We start from the raw sequence: 23,474 nt of genomic DNA on the forward strand, positions 1-23,474 counted from the left end.
GCAAAGCGTTCGCCGAGTCGTTCGGCACGTCGTTCGGCAAGGACGAGGCCGGTCGCTGCGCGCCCCGGCGGCATCGGGGAAGCTGTCGGGGTGGACGACGACTCGGCGGAACGGGCGGGCTATCGGCGGTCGGCGGGCTCGCCGCGCGGGGAGGCGCGGCGGCGTGAGCTGCTGGCGCGTGTGACGGACGACCTCGCCGTGAACGGCCTCGTCGACTTCTCCCTCCGGCGCGCGGCGCGGGCGGCGGGCACCACGCACAAGGTGCTGCTCTACCACTTCGCGGGCGCAGAGGACCTGCTTGCCCAGGCCGTGTTCGCGTTGCGCGACCGCCGGATCGCCAACGCGCTCGCGGCCATGGCCGGTGGCGCCGAGCAGCGCACGCTCGCCGGCCGCGTACGCGTGGCGTGGCAGACGCTGCGCGACGAGGAGGCCGGCCTGCGCCGCGTGCTCGACCAGGCCGTCGGGCTCACCATGTACGACCCCGACCGCTACGCCGACCTCGGCCGCGGTTCGACGCGCCAGTACCTGCACCTCCTGGTGTCGTTCTGCCCGGAGCAGTGGCCCGAGCAGCGCAAACGCGAGGTGGCCGAGCTCGTGCTGGCGACGTTGCGCGGGTTCGTCGTGCACCGCCTGACCAGCGACGATCCCGGTGGCGCCGACGCGGGCTTCGCGGCGTTGGAGCGCGCGCTGGAGCGGGAGGAAACCGCGGGGGACTGAGCTGCCCGGGGTGGTTTCCGGGGCAGGGGCACTGGACGCGTTTGCGAACCACGTGGTTCACTTCTGGCGGGGCGAACGACCGGGAGGTCCACATGGGGTGTCGACGAGCGCGGTTCGGGGAGCACGGTCCGTCCACGGGAGAGGCGGGCGCATGACCGAGATCGAGCTGTCCGCCGGGACCATCGAGTACGAGGACTCGGGCGGCGACGGGCCCGTTCTGGTGTTCCTGCACGGGTTGCTGATGGACTCGTCGCTGTGGGCGGAGACGATCGCGGACCTCGCGGGCGAGTTCCGGTGCGTCGCGCCGACGTTGCCGCTCGGGGCGCACCGCAAGGCGATGCCGCCCGACGCCGACCTGTCGATGCCGGCGCTCGCGCGGCTGGCCGGGGAGTTCCTGGCGCGCTTGGATCTTCGTGAGGTGACGCTGGTCGGCGTGGACACCGGCGGGGCGCTCGTGCAGCTGCTGATGGCCGGGGACGCCGGCCGGGTGCGGCGGGTGGTGCTCGCGTCGTGCGACGCGTTCGACAACTTCCCGCCGGGGCTGACGGGGAAGACGCTGTTCCTCACGGGCCGGTTGTCGCCCGGGCTGTTCGGCGCTTTCCTGCAGCAGATGCGGCTGAAAGCCTTGCGCCGCTTGCCGATCTCGTTCGGGTGGCTGACGAAACGCGGCGACGCCGCCGTGGTCCGGTGGCTGCGGCCGCTGCTGGAGCAACCGGCGATCCGCCGCGACACCGTTCGCGTGCTGCGGGCCGCGGCGGCCGAGCCCGGGATCCTCGTCGACGCCGCGGCGCACCTGCCGGAGTTCGACCGGCCCGCGCTGGTCGTGTGGGCGAGCGAGGACCGCGTCATGCCACCGGAGCACGGGCGGCGGCTGGCGGAACTGCTGCCCAAGTCGCAACTGTCCGAAGTGGACGACAGCTACACCCTGCTGCCGCTCGATCGGCCGGCCGAGCTCGCCCGGCTGATCGGCGAGTTCGCGCGCACCACCTGAGCGGCACTGTCCACAAAGATCACTTCGCGGCCATCGGGCCCACGTCGGTCACCGTGCGTGGGCCCGGTGGCCGTGTCCCCTGTTGACGTCTGTCGCGCCAGGACTCGATCGGGAAAATCGGAAGCGTTACCTGAGATGATGGCGCCGGGCGGCGCGGAGGCCTAACCTTCCCGCAACAACAGCCCCACCCCGCGCGCCGGCCGCAACTCCGTGGCCGGTTCGCGACCTGGAGATACTTCCGCTGTGAAAGTGTTTCCTTTATCCTGGATCCAATCGCCAATCCGAGAGGAAGGGCTTTCATGATCGATTCCCAGGCCGACGCCGACCGAGTACGGGCCGATCTCGTCACCTGCACCAGTCTGCTCGTGTTCAAAGGTGTCCTCGACTACAGCGGGCACCTCTCCGCGCGGGTCCCGGGCACCGACGACCGCATCTTCATCCAGCCGCGCGACGCGAGCCGGGCCGCGCTGCGCCCCGAAGACCTGCTGGTCGTGGACCTGGACGGCAACCTCGTCGAGGGCGAGCTCCCGCCGCCGGCCGAGACGGCCATCCACACCGGCGTCTACCGCGCGCGGCCCGACGTGGACTTCATCTGCCACGGCCACCCCACGCTGTCGACCACCTTCACCATGGTCGACCACCCGTTCCTGCCCATGCGCCACTTCGCCTACAAGTTCCCCGACGGCCTGGCCGTGCACCCCGATCCCACGCACATCCGCTCGCGCGAGCAGGGTGACGCCGTGGCGAAGACACTCGGCGACGCCGGCGCGTGCCTGCTGCGCTCGCACGGCACGGTCGTGGTCGCGAACCGCATCCAGGAACTGCTGATGGACTGCCTCGACCTCGAGGAGAACGCCCGCACGCTCCTCCTCGCGCGCCAGCTCGGCACCCCGCTGCCGCTCACGCCCGAAGAGATCGTGCAGGTCGCCGAGAGCTACGACCGCGGCGGGCACCGCCCCGGCAAGCTCTGGGACCACTACGTGCACCTCGGCCGCCGCGCCGGCGTGCTCGCCGCCTGACCACACCGGACAGCTCCACACTGGACAGAACCCCGTCGGCCGCGAAAACCGGCCGGTGGCAGTCGTTGTGCGCACTTCTCGTGTCCACAGTGTACGAATCCACGCTGCACAGGTACGTCATCCCCGAACAGAACAGTTCACGGCCGGACTGCTTGACCTTGATGTCGAATGGATCCAGGCTCCAACTGACAACCGGAGGAGGTCACGGTGTCCCTCACCGAAGACACGAGCTTGGCCAGTTCGGCCCCGGACCGGGCCGGACCGCCGGCCGCACCACCCAGGAAGTTCCGGATCCCGTGGAACGCGAAGGTCCGCCGCCGGGTGCTGCCCGTCGCGTCGGTCGTGGTGTTCCTGGGCGTGTGGCAGATCTTCGGCGCGCAGGTCAACCCGATCCTGCTGGCCACTCCGTCGGCGGTCGCCACGTCCTTTGTGGACATCATCGGCAACGGTGAGCTCGGCGCGGCCTTCCTGCGGGCCATGGAGGTGCTCGCCGCGGGCTTCGGGCTCTCGGCCGTGGTCGGCATCGCGGTGGGCGTGTGGATGGGCCGGCGCGAAACCGTGTCGCGCGTGCTCAACCCCTACGTCAGCTTCTTCCAGGCGACGCCGCTGATCGCGCTCACGCCGCTCGTGGTGATCTGGACGGGCATCGGGTTCACCTCCGAGGTCACGATCACCTTCCTGCTCGCGGTGTGGTCGATCATCATCAACACGGCCGAAGGCACCCGCAACACCCCGGCGATCCTGCTCGACATGGCGAAGGTCTACCGGGCGGGGGAGTGGTCGGTGGTCCGCCACGTCGCGATGCCCAACGCCGTGCCCTACATCTTCGCCGGCCTGCGCATCGCACTGGCCAAGGCCCTGATCGGTGTGATCATCGGCGAGATGGACATCAGCCTCAAGGGTCTCGGCGGGCTGATCCAGAACTACGGCGACTCGTTCCAGACCGCGCCGCTGCTCGCCTCGATCATCAGCTCCTCGATCGTCGGCGTGATCGGGACGATCGTCCTCGAGGTCCTGCGCCGCAAGCTCGCCCCGTGGTCGTCCACCGGCTCGGCCCACACCCGCGTCTGAACCCGGCATCGTCTAGGAAAGGTCCGCCATGAGCGCACCCACGGCGTGCATCGAGATCGAGCACGTGTCCAAGCGCTACCAGCGCCCGGGCCGCAAGGCCGAGAGCTTCCTCGCCGTCTCCGACGTGCACTTCGACATCCGCCAGGGCGAGTTCATCTCGCTGATCGGCGCGTCGGGCTGCGGCAAGACCACGCTGCTGCGGATGATGTCCGGGCTCATCCCGGTCGACGACGGCCAGATCCGCATCAACGGCAACCCCGTGCAGGGCGTGCCGGGGTCGATCGGGTTCGTGTTCCAGGAGCCGGCGCTGCTGCCGTGGAAGACCGTGCGCGAGAACATGGCCTTCGCCTTGAAGGCCAAGGAGCTCCCGCCCGAAGAGGTCGACGCCGCGATCGCCGCGAAGCTCGAGATGACGAGCCTGCAGGACTTCGCGGGCTACTACCCGTCGGCGCTCTCGGGTGGCATGCAGCAGCGCGCGGGCCTGGCCCGGGCCCTGGCCTGCGACCCCGACGTGCTGTTCATGGACGAACCCCTGTCCGCGCTCGACGCCTTCACCCGGCGCCGGCTGCAGCAGGACATCGCCACGATCATCGAAGGCATCGGCGCGACCACGGTGCTCGTGACGCACGACGTCGACGAGGCCGTGTTCTTCTCCGACCGCATCGTGGTGATGGGTACCTCGCCCGGCTCGGTCCGCGATGTCGTCGAGGTCCCGTTCCCCAAACCGCGCACGCACGCGGAGCTGCTCGGCGATCCCGAGGTGGCGAAGCTGCGTGACCACGTGCTGGGCATCGTGCTCGGCCTGCACTGAAGTACCCGCAGTGAAGTCACCGCACTGAAGTCACTGCACTGAAGTTCCTGCTCGAACCGCACTCCCAACCCCCACCCCACCGTCAGATCCAGTCCAGAAAGGAGGGTCCGCGATGTCCGCTCCCTCTTCGCGGCGGCGCCGCACGGCGCTCGTCGTCGGCGCGATCGCCGCGCTCACCGTGTCGCTCACGGCCGCGTGCGGCTCCGGCGACGCGGCCACCGGCACCGGTGACAAGCTGCCGACCTCGGCCGACGGCACGCCGAACCTCAAGGGCACCACCATCCGGATCGTCACCGGTGCCGCCCCCGCCATCGAGGACACCAAGATCGCGCTCATGGCGCAGGTCCTCAAGAGCTGGGGCGCCGACGCGTCGATCGTGAACCAGACCGGCGACCCCGCCGCCATCCGGGTGCTGCTCGCCGGCGACGCCGACATCGGCACGCTCGCCGTCTCGTCGTCGATCAACTCGGGCCTGAAGATCTTCGGGCCGAGCCAGCCGCGGCTGGACTACCACTTCATCGGCGCCCCTTCGCTGACCTCGATGAAGGACCTGCCCGGTCACGTCTACGGCACCTCGAACGTCCACGGCGTCGAGGCGCTGATGTTCGCCGACCTGCTGGCGAAGAACAACATCGACCCCAAGGCGGTCACCACGACCGTGGCCGGTGGCGCGTCGGTGCGCGTGAGCGCCATGCTCACCCACCACATCGACGCGACGTTCGCCCACGCCACCGACGTGTCGAAGCTGACCTCGGCCGGCTTCCACGACCTCGTGACGATGTCGAAGACCGCGCCTGAGCTCGCGGACTCGTTCCTCGCGACCTCACCGCAGTGGCTGGCGAGCCACGGCGCGCTGGCCGTGGCGATCGACCAGGCGTGGATCAAGGCGGCGCAGATCTTCAACACGGACAAGGACCAGTGGGTCAAGGCCGCGGTCGCCTACGCCAAGGCGGACGAGAAGGAAGCGTCGAGCACCTACGACGCCCTCAAGGCGGCGGACACGTTCCCCGCTTCGAAGGACGCCTACTCCGAGGCCTCGGCGAAGGTCCAGGAGGATCTGGCGAACAAGGTCGGCGCGATCACCAAGGCACCGGCGACGTCCGTGTGGGTCGACACCGCCACGTGGGACAAGGCGACGGCGGCCATGAAGCTCGGCTGATCACCTGATCCGCAACGGAAAGATCCGGTGAAAAGCTCCCGTGGGAAAGGACTCGCCGGGGTCGGTCCGATAATGGATCCAGGATACGATTGGCCGGATATTAACGACGAATGGTAACCGCTTGACGGCCGGTGCACGCCGGTCGAGGGGAGGCTAGGTCACGATGGCTCAGCGTCAGTCCGGTGGAGCCGGCGGCGGTACGGGAGGCGGCGCCCCGGAGGGGTCCGCGATCACCGGCCGCGCCAGCTTCGACGAGGTCGTGTCGCGGTTGTCGAGCGGCTACCGTTCGATCGGCGACATGGTCTACGAGGTCCTGCGCCAGGCGCTGCTCTCCGGGGCGTTCGCCCCCGGGGAGCACCTCCGGCAGGAGGCGCTGGCCACCGCGATCGGGGTGTCCCGGCTCCCGGTGCGGGCCGCGCTGCTGCGGCTCGACGCCGAGGGGCTCGTGGAGTTCCACCCGCGCCGCGGCGCGGTAGTCAAGACGCTGACGGCCGAGCAGCTCGTGGAGATCTACGAGCTGCGCGACCTGCTCGAGACCCACGCGCTGCGCAAGTCGATGAAGACCATGACCGCGGACCGGATCGCGAGCCTGCGCCGCAACGCGGAGCTGCTCGACTCCGAGGAGGAGGGCGAAGGCTTCCTCGACGTCCGCGTGCGGTTCTACCGGGAGCTCTACGACGCCGAGCGCAACCCGCGGCTGGTGGAGCTGATCGAGGACCTGCGCAGCAGTGTCGGGCGGTACCTGCTCGGCTGGCGGGTGTCGGGCAGCCGCAGCCACCACGGGCGGCACACCACGCTGGTCGACCACGTCGAGCGCGGTGACGTCGAGAAGGCCGAAGCGGCGCTGCACGATCACCTCCGCGAAGTGAGCGAAGGCGTCGCCAGGATCCTTTCCGGCGAAAGCGATCGCGAACCCGACAGCGAATTCCCCGCGTAACCGAATCCCTTTCCCTCAATCGAATACCGCGTTGTCCGCAAACCCGGCCGAATCGCCGGGCAGGTACCCCCTGCCCGGAAACCGGCGGGCAGGAGTGAACGGAAACGGCATGAGAACTGACGAGGTCTCCTGGTTCAGCGACGGCGAACGCATCAGCGGGCTCTGGCGCACCCCCGACGAGGGCGACGGGCCCTACCGCGTCGTCGTGCAGGGCCCGGGCTGGATGGGCCTGAAGGACGCGAAGCTCTACGTGCGCTACCACCAGGCGCTCACCGACGCCGGGTTCGCCGTGCTGGTGTTCGACTACCGCGGCTTCGGCGACTCCGAGGGCGACCCGGAGCTGCTGTCGCCGGCGCGGCAGCTGGCCGACCTGCGCAGTGCCGTCACCTACGCCGAGGCGCGGCCCGACGTGCTGCCCGACTCGATCGGGGTGTTCGGCAGCGGCGGCACGGGCGGCGGCAACGCGGTGCTGCTCGCGGCCGTCGACCCGCGGGTGCGGGCGGCGGTGAGCCAGCTGCCCGTGGCCGACGGCGGCGACTGGCTGCACCGCATGCGCAGCGAGTACCAGTGGCTCGACTTCCTGGCGGAGCTGGACGCCGACCGGCGCGAGCGGACGCTGCACGGCGCCGGCAAGCTCGTGAACCCGCGTGAAGAGATCATGGTGCCGACCTCGGAGCGCCGGGCCACGAGCGTGAAGTCCGATGTGGACGGACGCGTGCCGAAGCAGGTGCGCCTGGCCGCGGCGGAGGAGATCATCGCCTACCGCCCGGCCGAGGCGGCGGCGACGCTCGACACGCCGCTGCTCGTGATCGGCGTGGAGAACGACGCCACCACGCCCACCGACCACGCGGAGCGGATCTACGAGGCCGCGCGCGGGCCGAAGGAACTGATCATGCAGCGGCACACGAGCCATTACGCCGCCTACGACAAGTACTGGACCGCGACGACGCCCCGCATCGTCGCGTGGTTCGAGGAGTATCTCCGCCCGGCCGATGTGGTCGTGCGTTCGAGCCGGCCGGGCGGACACCCGGCCGTAGTGGAGGTGAAGGCATGAGCATCGATCTGCGCGTGAGCGGCGGCCGGGTGCAGCTGCCCGGCGGCGCCGTGGACGGCGACCTGCTGGTGAACGAGGGCAAGGTCGTCGGGGTCGTGTCCGGCTCCGTCGAGGTCGCCGACGTCGGCCGCACCGTCGACGCCACCGGGAAGCTGGTGCTGCCCGGCATGGTCGACGTCCACGTGCACACCCGTGAGCCCGGGTTCGAGCACAAGGAAGACATCTACACCACTTCGCTGCAGGCGGCCGCGGGCGGCGTCACCACGATCTTCGGGATGCCGAACCTGAACCCGCCGACCACCACCGCGAAGACGCTGCGCGAGGTGTTCGACCTCTACGCCGAGAAGTCCATCGTGGACTGGAACCACAACCCGGCGGCCACGCAGCCCGACGAGATCGCGCCGATGGCCGCGATGGGCGTGAACGCCTACAAGATCTACATGGTCGTGGACACCGGCCGCACCTACCCGCACCCGGCCGGCACCGGCATGCACGGGCACGGCGACCTGCTGCGCATGATGGACACCATCGCCAAGACGGGAAAGCGCTTCATCATCCACCCACACGACCAGTCGCTGATGGACTACATCGAGGGCGAATACCTGGCGCGCGGGGAAAACACGCCGCAGGGGTACGCGTCGGCCTACGCCGCGCGCAACGGCGTCATCTGGGACACCGCCATCGAGGTCGTGCTGCGCCTGGCCGAGGCGTCGGGCTGCAAGGTGCACCTCGCGCACATCCAGACGCGCCGGTCGGTCGAGGCCGTGCGGCGGGCCCGGGAGCACGGCGTGGACGTGACCTGCGAGGTCAACCACTGGCTTCCGTTCCTGTCCACTTGGGACGATGTCGAGAAGCTCGGCCCGTACGCGCTGTCCTACTGGGTGCCCGACGACGGGCGCGAAGCCGTGTGGGAAGGCCTGCGCGACGGCACGATCGACATGTTCTCCTCCGACCACGCGCCGCACACGCGCGAGGAGAAGGAGATCGGCTGGACGCAGATGTGGAGCTCCCACACGGGCACGCCGGGCATCCAGTACTTCTACCCGCTCGCGCTCGACGCGGTGAACAAGGGCCTGCTCACGCTCGACCGCGCGGTGGAGCTCGTCGCCGGCGCGCCGGCCGCGAAGTTCGGCCTGCAGGGTGTGAAGGGCGCGCTGACCCCGGGCTGCGACGCGGACTTCGTGATCGCGGACCTCGACGCGCCGTGGACGATCACGAACGAGGGCGTGCTCTCGAAAATCGGCTGGACCCCGTACGACGGCCGGCAGCTCACGGCCGGTATCGAGCAGACCTACGTGCGCGGCACCGAGGTGTTCGCGGACGGCAAGGTGACCGGCGAGGCCGGGCACGGCAAGCAGGCGGTGTCAGGAAAGGTGCAGAACGCATGAAGTTCGGACTGCTGCTCCCGCATTTCGGCGAGCACGCCTCGCGCGACAACGTGCTCCAGGGCGCGATCATGGCCGAGAAGGCCGGGTTCGACTCGGTCTGGGTGCGTGACCACCTGGTGTTCGAGCCGCACGGCGAGATGGAGAAGCCCAACCGCACGTTCTACGACGCGCTGACCACGCTCACGGCCATCGGCGCCGTGACCGAGCGCATCGAGCTGGGCACGGGTTCGCTGATCCCGTTCCGGCACCCGCTGATCACGGCCCTGATGACGGGCACGATGACGCAGCTGTTCGGCCCGCGCGTGATCCTCGGGTTCGGGGCCGGCACGTTCGACCACGAGTTCGAGGCCATCGAGTGGGGCGAGCGCGACCGGGTGGAGCTCGTGCGCTCCAACGCCGAGATTTTCAAGCGCGTGTTCACCGAGAACGACGTGACCTACTCGGACGCGAACTTCTCGTTCAGCGACATCACGATCGAGCCGAAGCCGCTGGGCGGGCGGGTACCGTTCTGGTATTGCGGCGCCACCCCGCGTTCGGCGCGGCTCGCGGTGGAGTTCTGCGACGGCTGGATGCCGGGCCGGATCTCGATGGCGACGCTGGACAAGCGCGTGACGACGATGCGGGAGCTGTCGGAGACGGCCGGGCGCACGATGCCGACCGTGGCCGTGATCCCGCCCACGTCGATCGAGCGCACGTACGAGGAGGCGGTGAAGCACGTGAACGTCCCGGGCCTGCTGGCCTGGGCGAACAAGGCGAAGTTCGCGGTGAAGCCGCCGTCGGGCAAGTTCGAGACCGTGAAGGATCTCTCAGGGCAGCTCATCGTCGGGACACCGGAGGATGCTCTGGAGGAAATCGACCGCTTCGCCGCGACCGGGGTGGAGCACCTGGTGTTCGACTTCCGGTTCAAGTTCGATCGGTGGTTCGATCAGATCGAGCTGCTCGGGTCGGAGATCATCGGCAAGGTGAACGCGGGCGTCTGAGAAGGGACGAGTCCAGTGGTGAGGTTCGGGTACAAGGCATCGGCGGAGCAGTTCGCGCCGGCGGAGCTGCTGCGCTACGGCGTGCTGGCCGAGGAGAACGGGTTCGACTCGGTGTTCGTGAGCGACCACCTGCAGCCGTGGCGCCACGACGGCGGCCACGCGCCGGCCGCGCTGCCGTGGCTGGGCGCGCTCGGTTCGGCGACGGAGCGGGTGGTGCTCGGCACGAGCGTGCTGACGCCGACGTTCCGCTACCACCCGGCGGTGGTCGCGCAGGCGTTCGCCACGCTCGGGTGCCTGTTCCCGGGCCGCGTGGTGCTGGGCATCGGCTCGGGCGAGTCGATGAACGAGGCGCCGCTCGGCATCGAGTGGCCGGAGCCGAAGGTGCGGTTCGCGCGGCTGAAGGAGGCGATCGAGCTCATCCGCCGCCTGTGGACGGAGGAGCGCGTGGACTTCGAGGGCGCGCACTACCGCACGGAGAAGGCCACGGTGTACGACCGCCCGGAGGTGCCGGTGCCGCTCTACATCGCGGGCTCCGGCCCGGCGGCCACGCGGCTCGCGGGCCGGCGTGGTGACGGGTTCATCACCACGAGCGGCAAGGCGCCGTCGCTGTACACGGACACGTTGCTGCCCGCCGTGCGCGAAGGTGTCGAGCAGTCGGGCCGGGCGGTCGGCGACGTGGACATGATGATCGAGGTCAAGGTCTCGTTCGACGCGGACGCTGCCCGGGCGTTGCAGGACACCCGGTTCTGGGGTGCGCTGGCGTTGAAGCCGGAGGAGAAGACGGGCGTCGAGGACCCGGTCGAGATGCAGCGGCTGGCCGACGCGCTGCCGATCGAGCGGGCCGCGAGCCGGTTCATCGTGTCGTCCGACCCGGACGAGCACGTGGCGGCGATCAAGCGGTACCTCGACCTGGGCTTCACGCACCTGGTGTTCCACGCCCCCGGGCCGGACCAGGAGCGGTTCCTGAAGGCCTACGGCACCGAGATCCTGCCGCGGTTGCGCAAGCTGGTGTGACGGTGAAGCCGCGGGCCCGGCGCGGGTGCCGGGCCCGCGGTGTCCACTGTGGTCAGTGCACGAGTGCTTTCGTGCCGGCTCGGTCCAGCCGGCCCGAGACGACGGCCAGCGCGAGGGCCGCCGCCGTCATGGCGGCGCCGACCCAGTTGGTCGACGCGTAGCCGTACCCCGCGGCGATGACGACGCCGCCGAGCCAGGCGGCCAGCGCGTTGCCGAGGTTGAACGCGCCGATGTTCACGGCGGACGCGACGGTCGGCGCGGCTTGGGCGCTGGCCAGCATCCGCATCTGCAACGGCGGCACCGTCGCGAAGCCGAAGCCGCCCAGCAGGAACAGCGTGACGATCGCGGGCACGGCCGCGTGGGCGGTGAAGGCGAACGCCGCGAGCACCACCGCCAGTGCGACGAGCACGGTGTAGAGCGTGGGCATCAGGGCGCGGTCGGCGAACTTGCCGCCGACGAGGTTGCCCAGCACGAGCCCGACGCCGAACAGCACCAGCAGCCAGCTCACCGCGCCGCTCGGGAGACCGGCGACCTCCGTCATCATGGGCGCGATGTAGGTGAAGCTCGCGAAAACGCCCCCGAAGCCCAGGATCGTCGTGCCGACGGCCAGCCACACCCGCGCGTGGCGGAACACGGCGAACTCCGTCTTGATGCTCGTGTTCTCGGGCCGCGGGGTGTCCGGCACCAGCGCCGCCACTCCGGCCAGCCCCAGCACGCCGAGGCCGGCGACGACCCAGAACGTCGCGCGCCAGCCCAGGCCCTGCCCGATGAACGTGCCCAGCGGCACGCCGAGCACGTTGGCCAGCGTCAGCCCGGTGAACATGAGTGCGATGGCGCTGGCCTTCTTCTCCGGCTTGACCAGGTCCGCGGCCACCACCGCGCCGACCCCGAAGAAGGCCCCGTGCGTCAACGCCGCGACGATCCGGCCGGCCAGCAGCACGCCGTAACTCGGCGCCACCGCCGACAACGCGTTGCCGACGATGAACACCCCCATCAGCAGGAGCAGCAGGTGCTTGCGCCGCATCCGCGTGCCGAGCGCGGTCATGGGCAACGCCCCGGCCGCCACCCCCAGCGCGTAGCCGGTGATCAGCCACCCCGCGGCCGGGATGGACACCCCGAAGTCGGCGGCCACCTCGGGCAGCAACCCGGCGATCACGAACTCCGTCGTGCCGATGCCGAACGCGCCGATGGCCAGCGCGAGCAGGGCGAGCGGCATGGGATCTCCTCTTGAAGCGTGGACAACTACCGTCGCTGGCAATAGTTGCACACGCCTTCTATTGAGGCTGCCGACTGTGATCAGGAGAACGCCGGGGATGGTGCGCTGAGCCGCGCGTCAGTCGGCGAAGACGTGCCGGTCCAGGAACGGGTTGCGGAACTTCCCGGTGGGGTCCAGGCGCTCCGCCAGGGCGCGGAAGTCCGCCAGCCGCGGATAGGCCAGGTCGAGGGCCTCGCCGTGGAAGAGCTTGCCCCAGTGGGGCCGCGGGGCGAAGGGGGCGAGGGTGGCTTCGATGGTGGGCAGGAGGGCCTCGACCTCGGGTTGGCGGGGGAGCCAGGTGAAGTGGAGCGCCACGCTGTCGCGGGCCGACGAGGGGCTGAGCCAGAGGTCGTCGGCGGCGATGGTGCGGATTTCGGACACCAGGAGCAGCGGGGCGATGCGGTGGCCGATGCCGCGCAGCGCCTCGAAGGCGGCGGGGGCGGCGGCGCGCGGCACGAAGTACTCGGTCTGCAGCTCGGCGCCGACGCTCGGGGTGAAGCCGAGGCGGAAGTGAGGGAGGCGGTCGTACCAGGGGCCGGGGGTGCCGAGCTGGGCGGTGGTGTTGCCGGCCGGGACGCCGGCGGCGTGGGCGGGGTGGCGGGGTCCGTCGGCGGGGGCGGCGCCGAACAGCGACGCAGGGACGTCGGCGGGCAGCGCGCCCGGGGCCTCGGCCGGCCCGCGGTTTTTCAGCCAGACCTGGTCGACGACGTCGCGGGCCCAGTTCGTGAACAGGCTGACGCTGTAGCCCGCGGCCTGGACCTCGTCGAAGTGCTCGACGGCGGCGGCCCACGGCAGGTCGTCGAACACGTCCTGGCGCACGGTGAACGACGGGACCAGGTCGAGCGTCAGCCGGGTCACCACGCCGAGGGCGCCGACGCCGACGACCACTCCGGCGAAGTCCGCGTCGCCCCGGGTGAACGTCCGCAGTGAGCCGTCGGCGGTCAGCAACTCCAGCGCGGAGACGGCCGCGGCCAGGCCACGGTGGCGTTCGCCCGAGCCGTGGGTACCGGTGGCGACGCTGCCGGCCACCGTGATGTGCGGCAGTGACGCGAGGTTCTCCAGGGCGAAGCCGGCTTCGTCGAGCTGGGCAACGAGGTCGCCGTAGCGGACCGAACCGCCCACGGTCACGGTGGCGCCGCGGGCGTCCAGCGACGGCGAACCGGACACACCGGAAAGATCCAGCTGCACGCCACCGGGGCTGTCGGCCACGTCGTTGAAGCTGTGGCGGCTGCCGAGCGCCTTGATCCTCGTCGCGGAGGCGACGAGCTCGCGGGCCTCGTCGAGCGTCCGCGGGGTCAGCACCTCGCGGGCGCCGTAGGTGAGGTTTCCCGCCCAGTTGGCGGCCGCGCCGCGCGCACTCTCGATCACGAACGCCCAGCTTAGGCGGGGCTCGCCAAAGCCGTCGGATCCGGGCAGACTTGGCCCATGCTTCCCGAACAGCCAGTGCTTCCCGGATCCGCGGTGCCGCTCGACCAGCGGGAGCGCTGACATGCACTCGGCCGGTCTGGTCCTGCACCCCAAGCGGGACTCCGCCCCGGCGGTCGAGGCCGTCCTCGGGTGGGCCGCGAACCGCGGCATCAAGATCCTCGGCATCGCCGAGGAGATCGTGCGCCTGGACTGCAAGGCGGTGGGGGTGTCGGCGGAAGAGCTCGCCACCCAGTCCGACCTGCTGGTGAGCCTCGGCGGCGACGGCACCATGCTGCGCGCCATGCGCCTGGCCGACGGGCAGCGCGCCCCGGTGCTCGGCGTGAACCTCGGCAAGCTCGGCTTCCTCGCCGAAGTCGACGTGCCCGACCTGCCCGGTGCGTTGTCCATGATCGACGCGCACGAGTTCACCGTCGAGCCGCGCCTGGCGGTCGACGCGGTGATCGGCGGCCGGACGGTGACGGCGTTCAACGACGTCGCCGTGGTCCGCGTGCCCGGCGACGGCTCGGCGCTGGTCGCGGTGCGGGTGAACGAGGAGCAGTTCGTGAGCTACGCGGCCGACGCGGTCATCGTCGCGACGCCCACCGGTTCCACGGCCTACAGCTTCTCCGCCGGCGGCCCGATCACGAGCCCCGCCGTGGAGGCGCTGCTGGTCACGCCGGCCGCGCCGCACTCCGCGTACGGCCGCGGCGTGGTGCTCTCGGTCGACGACACGCTGGCGCTCGAGGTGCTGCCCAACAGCGGCCGGCTGGCGGTGGAGGTCGACGGGATCGTCGAGGGCTACGTGCAGCCCGGCGAGTGCATCGAACTGTGCGCCCGCCCGAGCGCGGCCCGCGTCGTGCGGCTGGGCCGCACCACGTTCTTCCAGCGGGCGCGGCGCAAGCTGCGGCTCAGCGACTCCGCGGAGATCGCGCCCTCGTCCTGAGCGGTCCACTTCGGACGGTTGCGCCGATCGGCCGACGCCGCCTGCGCCACTTGCCCTCGTCGTGTCGGTTTTTGTCGGAAACGTGTGACAGCAGTGTGAATCACGGTCCGGATCGCTTGCCCGCGCGGGGCCGACGTGCCGAGAATCCAGCGGTGATCGGCGAGGCGAGCGGGGGCAGGCGTGGCAGCGGACGGGCGTGATCTCCCCGCGGTCGGCACGCCCCGGCTCATCGGCCGCGACGACGAGCTCACCCGCCTGGCCGCCGCGCTCGCGTCGCCGCCGGGCGTGGTGCTGGTCTCGGGCGAGGCGGGCATCGGCAAGAGCCGGCTCGTGCGGGAGCTGCTGCCGGAGCCCGGCGTCCTCGTCGCGCGCTGCCCACCGCTGCGGGAGGCGCTCACCCTCGGCCCGATCGTCGACGCGCTGCGCCAGGCGCGTCCGGGGGTGGCCGGCCTGCGGCTGAGCCCGCTGGCCGGCACGCTGCGGCCGTTGTTCCCGGAGTGGGACCTGCCGCCTGCCCCGGAGGCGCTGGCCGACGCGGGCGCGGCGCGGCACCGGCTGCTGCGCGCGCTGGCCGAGCTGCTCGACCGGATCGGCGTCGACGTGCTCGTGGTCGAAGACGTGCACTGGGCCGACGAGACCACGTTGGAGTTCCTGCTGTTCCTCGCCGCCCGGCAGGAGCCGCGGCCGGGACTGGTGCTCACCTACCGGCCCGACGAGGTCGGCGACGACAGCCTGCTGCTGCGGCTTTCCTCGCGCTACCCGCGCATCACCCTCGGCGCGCTCGACGTGGCGCAGACCGCGCAGCTGGTCTCGTCCATGCTGGGCGACGAGCGCGTGTCGGAGCCGTTCGCGCGGTTCCTGCACCGGCACACCGACGGGATCCCGTTCGCGCTCGAGGAGTCCGTCCGGCTGCTGCGCGACCGCGCCGACCTCATCCGCCAGGGCGGCGAGTGGATCCGGCGTTCGCTCACCGAGATCGCGGTGCCGCCGACGATCCGCGACGCGCTGGCCGAACGGCTCGTGCGGCTCACCACCGACGCCCAGGCGGTGCTGCGGGCGTGCGCGGTGCTCGCGACCCCCGCGGCCGAGCGCGACGTCGTCGAGGTCTGCGGGCTGCCGGCCACGCGGGCGGGCGTCGCGATCGACGAGGCGGCGCGCAGCGGGCTGCTCGTCGAGGACGACCGCGGGCGCCTCGGCTTCCGGCACCTGCTGGCGGCGAAGGCCGTGTACGACGGCATCGGCGGGCGCGAACGCCGCGAGCTGCACCGGCGTTCGGGCAAGGCGCTGTCCGCTTGGGATCCGGCGCCGGTCGCCGTGCTGGCGCACCACTTCCGCGAAGCCGGCGAGACGGAGAAGTGGTGCGAGTACGCGGAACGCGCGGCGGATCTCGCGCTCGCGTCCGGCGACCACCACACCGCTGTGTCCTTTCTGCACGGCCTGCTCGCCTCGCCCGCGCTGCCGCCGACGGCCGTGGCGCGGCTCACGCGCAAGACGCCGCTGTTCGCGTTCACCGGCTATCTCGGCCGGGTCGATCTCGTGCGGACGGTGCGCGGGGTGCTCGACAGCGCCGTGCTCGACCGGCGCGAGAGCGCGGAGATCCGCAGCCAGCTGGGCCGGTTGCTGATGCACGCCGGCGACTACGCCGAGGGTGCCGCCGAAATCGCCAGGGCGATCCCCGATCTGGCGGACAACCCGGCGGCCGCGGCGCAGGCGATGTCGGTGCTCGGCCGGCCCGCCGGAGCGTCGTGGCCGCTCCAGGCGCACCGCGAATGGCTCGACCGCGCCGACGCCGTCGTGCGCTCGGCCGTGCCGGAGGGCGAGCGGCTGTCGTTCACCGTCGACCGCGCGACGGCGTTGCTCGAGATGGGCGACGAAGCCGGCTGGGCGGTCGCGGACACCCTGCCCGCGGACGACGCCCACGACCCGCTGCAGATCACCCGCGGCCTGCTCAACTACGGCGACGCCGCGCTGCAGTGGGGCCGCTACGCCGACGCGCGCGCCAAGCTGACCCGGTCCGTCGAGCTGGCCGAGCAGCAGGGGTTGCAGCGGTTGCGCGACATGGGGCTCGCCACGCTGATCCGGCTCGACTGGCTGACCGGCGCGTGGACCGGGCTGGCCGCCCGGGTCGCCGAGTTCGCGGACCTCGCGGAGGAACCGCTGATCCAGCTGGACACGACGTTGGTGGGCGCGCTGCTGCAGTCGGCCACCGAGCCCGGCGGCGAGGCCGAGGTCGAGCGCAAGCTCACGCTGGTGCTCGACGCCGCCCGGCAACGCGGGATTGTCGACATGCCGCTCGAACCGGCGGCGGCGCTGGCCCGGCTGCACCTGGCGGCCGGCCGCCCGGAGCGGGCGCTGGCGGTCACCGAGGAACCGATGGCCGTGGTGGTGCGCAAGCAGATCTGGCTGTGGGCGGCCGAACTGGCGCCGGTGCGGGTGGAGGCGCTGCTCGCGGCCGGCCGGGTCGCCGAGGCCTCGGCGCTGGTGGCCGAGTTCGCCGCCGGTCACCCCGGCGGGACGGGCGCGATCCACTGCTGCCGGGCGCTGCTCACGGAGGCCACGGGCGACCACGCCGGCGCCGCGCGCGAGTGGGCCGACGCCGCCGCCGCGTGGGCCGCTCTGCCGCGCCCGTACGACGCCCTGCTCGCCCGCGAGCGCGCAGCAGCGTGCCTGCCGGCCGGCGGTTCTCGCGCCGCCGCGGTGGAGCAGCTGGAATCGGTGCTCGCCGACTGCGTCGCCCTGGGCGCCTCCGCCCTCGCCTCCCGGATCCGCGCCCAGCTCCCCGCGCCCCCCGTCTGGCGCGGCGGCCGTCGCGGCTACGGCGACCAGCTGTCCCCGCGCGAGCTGGAAGTCGTGCGCCTCCTGCTGACCGGTCTCACCACCCCGGAGATCGCCCAGGCCCTGTCCCGCTCCCCGAAAACCGTGGCGGCCCAGCTGAACTCCGCGATGCGCAAACACCGCGTCTCCTCGCGCACGGCGCTGGCCGTGAGCGCCACCCAGGCCGGCATCACCCCGGCGACGACGGACTGAACCAAGGCGTGGACTAAGCAAGCGCGGTCCGCGAGATTAGGTCATCCGCCCAATCGCGAACCGAGCGTGTGCGCCCCGATACTTCGCCGGTGAACGCGACGAGACCCGGCGATGGCTGTCCGGTGGACGGCAGCGCGGAACCCCGGCCCGGCGCGGGAACCGATCCCCACCCCACCACCGAGGATCGCGCCGACGCCGCACCGGCGTCCGGCGATCGGTCCGACCGGGCAGCCGACGAAGGCGGGCGCGACCTGCCCGCGGGGTACGAACCCCTGTGACTGCCCGGGCGAACGGAAAGGTCATCCCTTGAGAGTCCCCCGGGGGCGCCTGCTGGCGCTCATCCTCCCGGTGCTGGCCGGCCTGGCGCTGGTCGTCGGCACCACCCAACCCGGCCTCCAACCCGGCACAACCCCACCGCAGACGTCCGCGGAAGCCCCGGCCCAAGCCGCAGCCGCCGGGCAGGCCGTGCTCGACGCCGCCAACACCTCCGGCGACGCGAAGCCCGTCGCCGCCGACAAGGCCACCCGGACGGCCACGGGCAAGACCGCCGCGAAGGCGCCCAAGGCGCTCTACGCCCCGACCGGCTGCAACCCCGCCAAGCCGAAGCCGCACACCGTCACGTGCAACTCGCTGTTCAAGGCGGGCACGGACCTGCGCCCCCTGACCAGCAACGCCGGCCCGCTGCCGGATTCGCTCGGCCCGGCCGACATCAAGGCCGCCTACGACCTCCCCGACGGCGGCGCGGGCAAGACCGTCGCCATCATCGACGCGCTCGGCGACTCCCACGCCGAGGCCGACCTCGCCGTGTACCGCGCGCAGTACGGCCTCCCGCCGTGCACCACGGACAACGGCTGCTTCCGCAAGGTGGACCAGAACGGCGGCGTGAACTACCCGGCCGACGACGACGGCTGGGCGCAGGAGACCGCGCTCGACCTCGACGCCGTCTCGGCCGCCTGCCCCGCGTGCCACATCCTGCTCGTCGAGGGCGCTTCCACGAGCCCGTACGACATCGTGGTCGGGGTCGACACCGCCGTGCGCCTGGGCGCGAAGTTCGTCTCGAACTCCTACGGCATCGACGGCGAGGACCCCGAAGAGGGCACGCTCGACTCGCACTACACCGTGCCCGGCGTCGCGATGGTCGCCTCCACCGGTGACCACGCCTACGGCCTGCAGGACTGGCCCGCCGCCAACCCCAACGTCGTCGCCGCCGGCGGCACGAACCTCTACCGCGACCCGGCGAACCCGACGCCGGCTCCGGCTGCTCCCCGTACGAGCCGAAGCCCGAGTACCAGCAGGAGCTCGCCACCGGCTGCGCGAACCGCGCCATCGCCGACGTCTCCGCCGTCGCCGACCCGGCGAGCGGCTTCGCGATCTACGACTCCGGCAAGTCCGGCGGCTGGGGCCAGGTGGGCGGCACGAGCCTGTCGTCGCCGCTGATCGCCTCGATGTTCGCCCTCGCCGGCGACCCGCGGCCGGGCACGAACCCCGCGACCTACGCCTACTTCAACCACGGCAACGACCTCTACGACGTCACCCAGGGCACCAACGGTTCGTGCGCCACGGTCCTGTGCACCGCCGGCCCGGGCTGGGACGGCCCGACCGGTCTCGGCTCGCCCCACGGCGTCGCGACCCTCGCCTACACTCCACAAGGGACGGTCGACGGCCACGTCCGCGACACCGCGGGCACGCCGGTCGCCGGCGCCACGGTGACCGCCACCGGCAAGGCCACCGGCAACGTCTACCACGCCACGACCGACGCCCAGGGCGCCTACCACCTGGCCGTCGCCGCCGACTCCTACCAGCTCGCGGTCACCCGCTTCGGCTACGAGAACGGCAGCGGCGAACTGTCCATCGTGGACGGTCAGGCCGCCACGTCCGACTACGCCGTCGCGAAGATCGCCACCCAGGCCGTGTCGGGCACCGTGACCGACGGCTCCGGCCACGGCTGGCCGCTGTACGCGAAGATCACCGTCGACGGCTACCCCGGCGGCGCGATCTACACCGACCCGTTCTCCGGCAAGTACAGCGTCGACCTGCCGCAGGGCGCGGCCTACCAGCTGCACGTCTCCGCGGTGCAGCCCGGCTACCAGCAGATCGACAAGCAGGTGACCGTCGCCGATTCGGGCGTGCGGCAGAACTTCACCGCCGCCGTCGACCCGAACGCGTGCACCGCGCTCGGCTACGGCCACGCCGCGCTGACGCACTTCGACGGCTGGCTCGGCACCACCCCGAAGGACGGGTGGACCGTGACGAACGCCGACCCAGCCTCGACGGGCTGGACGTTCGACAACGGCATCGAGCTGTTCAACTTCATCAGCAGCGGCAACTACGCGCTCGCCAGCCCGATCACCCGCGACGGCAAGGCGGAGGACACCACGTTCCTCTCGCCGGTCCTCGACCTGACCGGCGACGACGCCCCGGTGCTGTCGTTCGGCGGCGTGTACGTGCCGGACGGGAACAGCGCGTTCGACGCCGATCTGTCCCTCGACGGCGGTGCCACGTGGAGCCCGCTGGCGCACCACACCACCGACCTCGTGCAAACGCAGGTGTCGATCCCGCTGCCGCAGGCCGCGGGCAAGGACTCCGTGCGCGTGCGGTTCCACTTCCAGGGTGCCGGGAACTCGCTCGCGGAGCTGGACGACGTGGTCGTCGGTTCGTGCACGGCCGGCGAAGGCGGCCTGGTCGCGGGTGTGGTCACCGACGCCAACAACGGCCGGCCGCTCGACGACGTCACGGTGGCCGACTCGGCCGCCGCGGCCCGCTCCGCGGTCAGCTCGCCCACCCCGGACGACGCCGCCCTGGCGGACGGTTTCTACGAGCTGTTCGACACCACCGGTGCGCACCAGTACACGGCGAGCCTGCCGCGGTACTCGTCACCGGCGCTGTCGACGACGACCGGCCTGAACTCCGTGGCCCGCCTGGACGTCAAGCTCAAGGCCGGGCAGCTGGCGGTCGGTTCGACCGCGCTGACCGTGAGCAAGACGATGGGCCAGGTCGCGAACCAGACGGTGAAGCTCACCAACACCGGCACGGCACCGGTGCACGTGTCGCTCGGCGAGCACGTCACCGGGTTCACCGGGGTCGACCCGTCGGCGGCGGCGGGCTGGCAGCCGATGGCGAACGTCCCGGAGTTCACCTACCAAAGCGCGCTCGGCGGTTACCAGGGCAAGATCTACAGCGCGGGCGGCATGCCCATGCACATGCTCTCGCCCTCGGCCCGCAGCTACGTGTACGACCCGGTCACCGCCGCGTGGTCGCCGATCGCGGACATGCCGGAGCCGGTGATGCGTGGTGCGGCGGCGTTCCTGGACGGTTCGCTGTACGTCGTCGGCGGGGCCGGGATGCCCGGCCTCCTGTCCACGACGTACGCCTACCACCCGCAGACGAACACCTGGTCGCGGCTGGCGGACCTGCCGGCGAAGCTCTACGGCGCCACCGCCGCCACGCTCGGCGGGAAGCTGTACGTGGTCGGCGGCTGCGCGAGCGTGTGCGGCAAGGACCCGGTGAAGACGGTGTTCGTCTACGACCCGGTGCGCAACGCCTGGTCGGCACTGCCCGACTACCCGGAGGCCGAGAGCGACGCGGCCTGCGCCGGTATCCACGGTGAGATCGTGTGCGCCGGCGGGTACCTCGGTGGCGTCACGAACATCAAGTCGACCTATGTGTTCAAGCCGGGCAGCGCCGCGTGGACGAAGGTGGCCGACGCACCGTACGAGGTCTCCCAGATGGCCTACAGCGGGGCGAACGGCCGCCTGCAGCTCGCCGGTGGCGAGACCGGCACCGGCACGGTCGTCTCCCAGGCCGGCGAGACCGCGCACACCATCGAGTACGACCCGGTGAGCGACAGGTGGTCGTCGCTGCCGGACCTGCCGCAGGAGTACTACGGCGGCGGACGCGGGGCGTGTGCGCTCTACCAGGTCGGTTCGTTCGTGCCGGCGCTGCGCACCACGGCGATGCTGCCGGGCTACGACCAGTGCGGTGACGACGACGCCGGCTGGCTCTCCGAAGGCAGCACCGAGCTGGACCTCGCACCCGGCGCCATCGCGAAGGTCGCGGTGACCGTCGACTCCGGCAAGGTCACCCAGCCCGGCAAGTACACGGCGACGATCGCGCTCGACACCGACTCGCCCTACGCGGTGGCGGCCCTGCCCGTCACGCTGCAGGCCGCGGCCCCCAAGGCCTGGGGTGAGCTTTCGGGTACGGTCACCGACTCCGCGTCGGGCGCGCCGGTGGCCGACGCCACGGTGCAGGTGTGCACGATGGTCCACAACGGAGTGTGCGGCGAGGTGTCGTACACCCTCAAGACCGACGCGCAGGGCCACTACCGGCTGTGGCTGGACAAGGGTTACAACCCGCTGATGGTCACCGTGGCCGCCAACGGGTACCAGCCGCAGTTCCGGCAGGTGAAGGTGATGGCGGGCCAGGCCACGGTGAACGACGTGGCTCTGCCCAAGATCTAGGCGCACCAGCGAAAAGCGGTCCCGCCCGGGGAGCCACCCGGGCGGGACCGCTTTTCGCGTGTCAGTACGACTTGGGCAGCCCGAGCACGTGGGTGGAGACGTAGTTCAGCACCATCTCCTGGCTCACCGGCGCGATCCGCAGCAGGCGGGCTTCGCGGAAGTAGCGCTCGACGTGGTACTCCTTCGCGTAACCCATGCCGCCGAGGGTCTGCATCGCGCGGTCGGCGGCCTGGAACCCGGCGTCGGCGCAGAGCCACTTGGCCATGTTGGCCTCGCGCCCGCACGAGAGGCCCTGGTCGTAGCGCCAGGCGGCGTTGCGGGCCATGAGCCCGGCGGCGTCGAGGCGGGTCCGGGCTTCGGCGAGCGGGAACGCGATGCCCTGGTTCTGCCCGATCGGCCGGTCGAACACGATGCGCTCGCGCGCGTAGGCCACGGCGCGGTCCACGGCGGCGCGGCCGAGGCCGAGGGCTTCGTGGGCGAGCAGGATGCGTTCGGGGTTCAGGCCGTCGAGCAGGTAGCGGAAGCCCTGGCCCTCCTCGCCGATGCGGGCCGACGCGGGCACGCGCAGGTCGTCGATCGCGACCTCGTAGGAGCTGACGGCGTTGCGGCCCATCTTCGGGATCGCGGTCAGCGTGATCGCTTCGGGATCGACGTCCACGAGGAACAGCGACATGCCGTCGTGGGCCGCTCGACCTCCTCGAGCGGCGTGGTGCGCGCGATGAGCACCATCTTCTGCGACTGGCCGGCCTTGGTGATCCAGACCTTGCGGCCGTTGATCACGTAGTCCGCGTCGGCACCGCCGTCGCGGCGGGCGAAGGTGCGGATGCGCGTGGTGTCGGTGCCGGCGTCGGGCTCGGTGACACCGAAGCAGACGTGCAGCGAGCCGTCGGCGGCGCGGGGGAGGATCTCCTCACGCAGCGCGGGGCTGCCGTGTTTCACGATGGTGTTGAGGCCGAAGATCGTGAGGTGCATGGTGCTGCACCCGTTCATCCCGGCGCCGGACGCGGCGACTTCTTCCAGCAGCAGCGCGGCTTCGAAGATCCCGAGCCCGCCGCCGCCGTACTGCTCGGGGATCGCGATGCCGAGCCAGCCGGCGTCGGCGAACGCGGTGTAGAAGTCCCACGGGAACTCACCCTCGGCGTCGCAGCGGGCCCAGTACTCGTCGGGGAACTTCGCCGCCAGCTCGCGGGCGCCGCGGCGCAGTGCTTCCTGGTCTTCGGTCAACCCGAAGTCCACGTGCT

At 71.5% G+C, this 23,474-nt stretch carries 20 protein-coding genes; 16 read left to right on the top strand and 4 right to left on the bottom strand.

Annotated elements, in window-relative coordinates; genetic code table 11:
• The first annotated feature begins 90 nt into the window (after positions 1–90).
• The 11 genes from AB0878_RS08930 to fgd all read left to right on the top strand — a co-directional run bounded on the left by AB0878_RS08930 (position 91) and on the right by fgd (position 11,141).
• On the top strand, positions 91–717 hold the full coding sequence (locus AB0878_RS08930; protein WP_366577985.1) for a TetR/AcrR family transcriptional regulator: 627 nt from the start codon (positions 91–93) through the stop codon (positions 715–717).
• Between the two features lie 151 nt (positions 718–868).
• Positions 869–1,708 carry an alpha/beta hydrolase gene (locus AB0878_RS08935; protein WP_366577987.1) on the top strand — a complete coding sequence of 280 codons (840 nt, stop codon included), beginning with the start codon at positions 869–871 and terminating at the stop codon, positions 1,706–1,708.
• 299 nt (positions 1,709–2,007) lie between these two features.
• Positions 2,008–2,727, top strand: coding sequence for a class II aldolase/adducin family protein (locus AB0878_RS08940; RefSeq protein WP_366577989.1), 720 nt, complete (start codon positions 2,008–2,010; stop codon positions 2,725–2,727).
• 207 nt (positions 2,728–2,934) lie between these two features.
• Positions 2,935–3,798 (top strand): ABC transporter permease, encoded by an 864-nt coding sequence (locus AB0878_RS08945; RefSeq protein WP_366577990.1) that lies wholly within the window; start codon positions 2,935–2,937, stop codon positions 3,796–3,798.
• Positions 3,799–3,826: 28 nt separating this feature from the next.
• Positions 3,827–4,609 (top strand): ABC transporter ATP-binding protein, encoded by a 783-nt coding sequence (locus AB0878_RS08950; RefSeq protein ID WP_366577991.1) that lies wholly within the window; start codon positions 3,827–3,829, stop codon positions 4,607–4,609.
• Positions 4,610–4,721: 112 nt separating this feature from the next.
• Positions 4,722–5,768: an ABC transporter substrate-binding protein gene (locus tag AB0878_RS08955; protein ID WP_366577993.1), complete on the top strand. Its 1,047-nt coding sequence runs from the start codon at positions 4,722–4,724 to the stop codon at positions 5,766–5,768.
• 163 nt (positions 5,769–5,931) lie between these two features.
• Positions 5,932–6,705 (top strand): GntR family transcriptional regulator, encoded by a 774-nt coding sequence (locus AB0878_RS08960; protein ID WP_366577995.1) that lies wholly within the window; start codon positions 5,932–5,934, stop codon positions 6,703–6,705.
• Positions 6,706–6,814: 109 nt separating this feature from the next.
• Complete coding sequence (locus AB0878_RS08965) at positions 6,815–7,759, top strand: alpha/beta fold hydrolase (protein ID WP_366577997.1); 945 nt, start codon at positions 6,815–6,817, stop codon at positions 7,757–7,759.
• Positions 7,756–9,147, top strand: a complete 1,392-nt coding sequence (locus AB0878_RS08970; protein WP_366577999.1) for a dihydroorotase family protein — start codon at positions 7,756–7,758, stop codon at positions 9,145–9,147. Before AB0878_RS08965 ends, AB0878_RS08970 begins: the two co-directional genes overlap by 4 nt.
• On the top strand, positions 9,144–10,127 hold the full coding sequence (locus AB0878_RS08975; protein WP_366578001.1) for an LLM class flavin-dependent oxidoreductase: 984 nt from the start codon (positions 9,144–9,146) through the stop codon (positions 10,125–10,127). The genes AB0878_RS08970 and AB0878_RS08975 overlap by 4 nt, the downstream gene beginning before the upstream one ends.
• Positions 10,128–10,142: 15 nt before the next feature.
• Positions 10,143–11,141 carry a glucose-6-phosphate dehydrogenase (coenzyme-F420) gene (fgd, locus tag AB0878_RS08980; protein ID WP_366578003.1) on the top strand — a complete coding sequence of 333 codons (999 nt, stop codon included), beginning with the start codon at positions 10,143–10,145 and terminating at the stop codon, positions 11,139–11,141.
• Between the two features lie 52 nt (positions 11,142–11,193).
• Here the strand turns inward: fgd and AB0878_RS08985 are convergent, their stop codons facing one another.
• Positions 11,194–12,357: an MFS transporter gene (locus tag AB0878_RS08985; protein WP_366578004.1), complete on the bottom strand. Its 1,164-nt coding sequence runs from the start codon at positions 12,355–12,357 to the stop codon at positions 11,194–11,196.
• A gap of 117 nt (positions 12,358–12,474) precedes the next feature.
• Positions 12,475–13,764, bottom strand: a complete 1,290-nt coding sequence (locus tag AB0878_RS08990; RefSeq protein WP_366578006.1) for an FAD-binding protein — start codon at positions 13,762–13,764, stop codon at positions 12,475–12,477.
• A gap of 121 nt (positions 13,765–13,885) precedes the next feature.
• Between AB0878_RS08990 and AB0878_RS08995 the strand changes: the two genes are divergently transcribed.
• The 5 genes from AB0878_RS08995 to AB0878_RS09015 all read left to right on the top strand — a co-directional run bounded on the left by AB0878_RS08995 (position 13,886) and on the right by AB0878_RS09015 (position 22,233).
• The gene (locus tag AB0878_RS08995; protein ID WP_366578007.1) at positions 13,886–14,746 is read left to right on the top strand and encodes an NAD(+)/NADH kinase; all 861 of its coding nucleotides are present in this window, start codon (positions 13,886–13,888) and stop codon (positions 14,744–14,746) included.
• A 180-nt stretch (positions 14,747–14,926) separates the two neighbouring features.
• On the top strand, positions 14,927–17,773 hold the full coding sequence (locus AB0878_RS09000) for an AAA family ATPase (protein ID WP_366578009.1): 2,847 nt from the start codon (positions 14,927–14,929) through the stop codon (positions 17,771–17,773).
• An 89-nt stretch (positions 17,774–17,862) separates the two neighbouring features.
• The gene (locus tag AB0878_RS09005; protein WP_366578011.1) at positions 17,863–18,051 is read left to right on the top strand and encodes a hypothetical protein; all 189 of its coding nucleotides are present in this window, start codon (positions 17,863–17,865) and stop codon (positions 18,049–18,051) included.
• A gap of 28 nt (positions 18,052–18,079) precedes the next feature.
• Entirely contained in the window at positions 18,080–19,210 is a 1,131-nt protein-coding gene (locus tag AB0878_RS09010; protein ID WP_366578012.1) for a hypothetical protein, read from the top strand.
• A complete protein-coding gene (locus AB0878_RS09015; protein ID WP_366578013.1) occupies positions 19,180–22,233 on the top strand; it encodes a carboxypeptidase regulatory-like domain-containing protein in 3,054 nt (1,017 codons plus the stop codon). Before AB0878_RS09010 ends, AB0878_RS09015 begins: the two co-directional genes overlap by 31 nt.
• A gap of 61 nt (positions 22,234–22,294) precedes the next feature.
• Here the strand turns inward: AB0878_RS09015 and AB0878_RS09020 are convergent, their stop codons facing one another.
• Positions 22,295–22,891, bottom strand: a complete 597-nt coding sequence (locus tag AB0878_RS09020; protein ID WP_366578015.1) for an acyl-CoA dehydrogenase — start codon at positions 22,889–22,891, stop codon at positions 22,295–22,297.
• Complete coding sequence (locus AB0878_RS09025; RefSeq protein ID WP_366578016.1) at positions 22,861–23,469, bottom strand: acyl-CoA dehydrogenase family protein; 609 nt, start codon at positions 23,467–23,469, stop codon at positions 22,861–22,863. The genes AB0878_RS09020 and AB0878_RS09025 overlap by 31 nt, the downstream gene beginning before the upstream one ends.
• Between the last annotated feature and the right edge of the window lie 5 nt (positions 23,470–23,474).

It is taken from the genome of Amycolatopsis sp. NPDC047767 (assembly GCF_040704195.1).
Classification (GTDB): domain Bacteria; phylum Actinomycetota; class Actinomycetes; order Mycobacteriales; family Pseudonocardiaceae; genus Amycolatopsis.

Bases quoted from the DNA above. Each gene is read 5' to 3' on its own strand.
- AB0878_RS08965 (WP_366577997.1), top strand. From the start codon at position 6,815: ATGAGAACTGACGAGGTCTCCTGGTTCAGCGACGGCGAACGCATCAGC.
- AB0878_RS08960 (WP_366577995.1), top strand. From the start codon at position 5,932: ATGGCTCAGCGTCAGTCCGGTGGAGCCGGCGGCGGTACGGGAGGCGGC.
- AB0878_RS08970 (WP_366577999.1), top strand. From the start codon at position 7,756: ATGAGCATCGATCTGCGCGTGAGCGGCGGCCGGGTGCAGCTGCCCGGC.
- AB0878_RS08950 (WP_366577991.1), top strand. From the start codon at position 3,827: ATGAGCGCACCCACGGCGTGCATCGAGATCGAGCACGTGTCCAAGCGC.
- AB0878_RS08975 (WP_366578001.1), top strand. From the start codon at position 9,144: ATGAAGTTCGGACTGCTGCTCCCGCATTTCGGCGAGCACGCCTCGCGC.
- AB0878_RS08940 (WP_366577989.1), top strand. From the start codon at position 2,008: ATGATCGATTCCCAGGCCGACGCCGACCGAGTACGGGCCGATCTCGTC.
- AB0878_RS08955 (WP_366577993.1), top strand. From the start codon at position 4,722: ATGTCCGCTCCCTCTTCGCGGCGGCGCCGCACGGCGCTCGTCGTCGGC.
- AB0878_RS08935 (WP_366577987.1), top strand. From the start codon at position 869: ATGACCGAGATCGAGCTGTCCGCCGGGACCATCGAGTACGAGGACTCG.
- AB0878_RS08985 (WP_366578004.1), bottom strand. From the start codon at position 12,357: ATGCCGCTCGCCCTGCTCGCGCTGGCCATCGGCGCGTTCGGCATCGGC.
- AB0878_RS08995 (WP_366578007.1), top strand. From the start codon at position 13,886: ATGCACTCGGCCGGTCTGGTCCTGCACCCCAAGCGGGACTCCGCCCCG.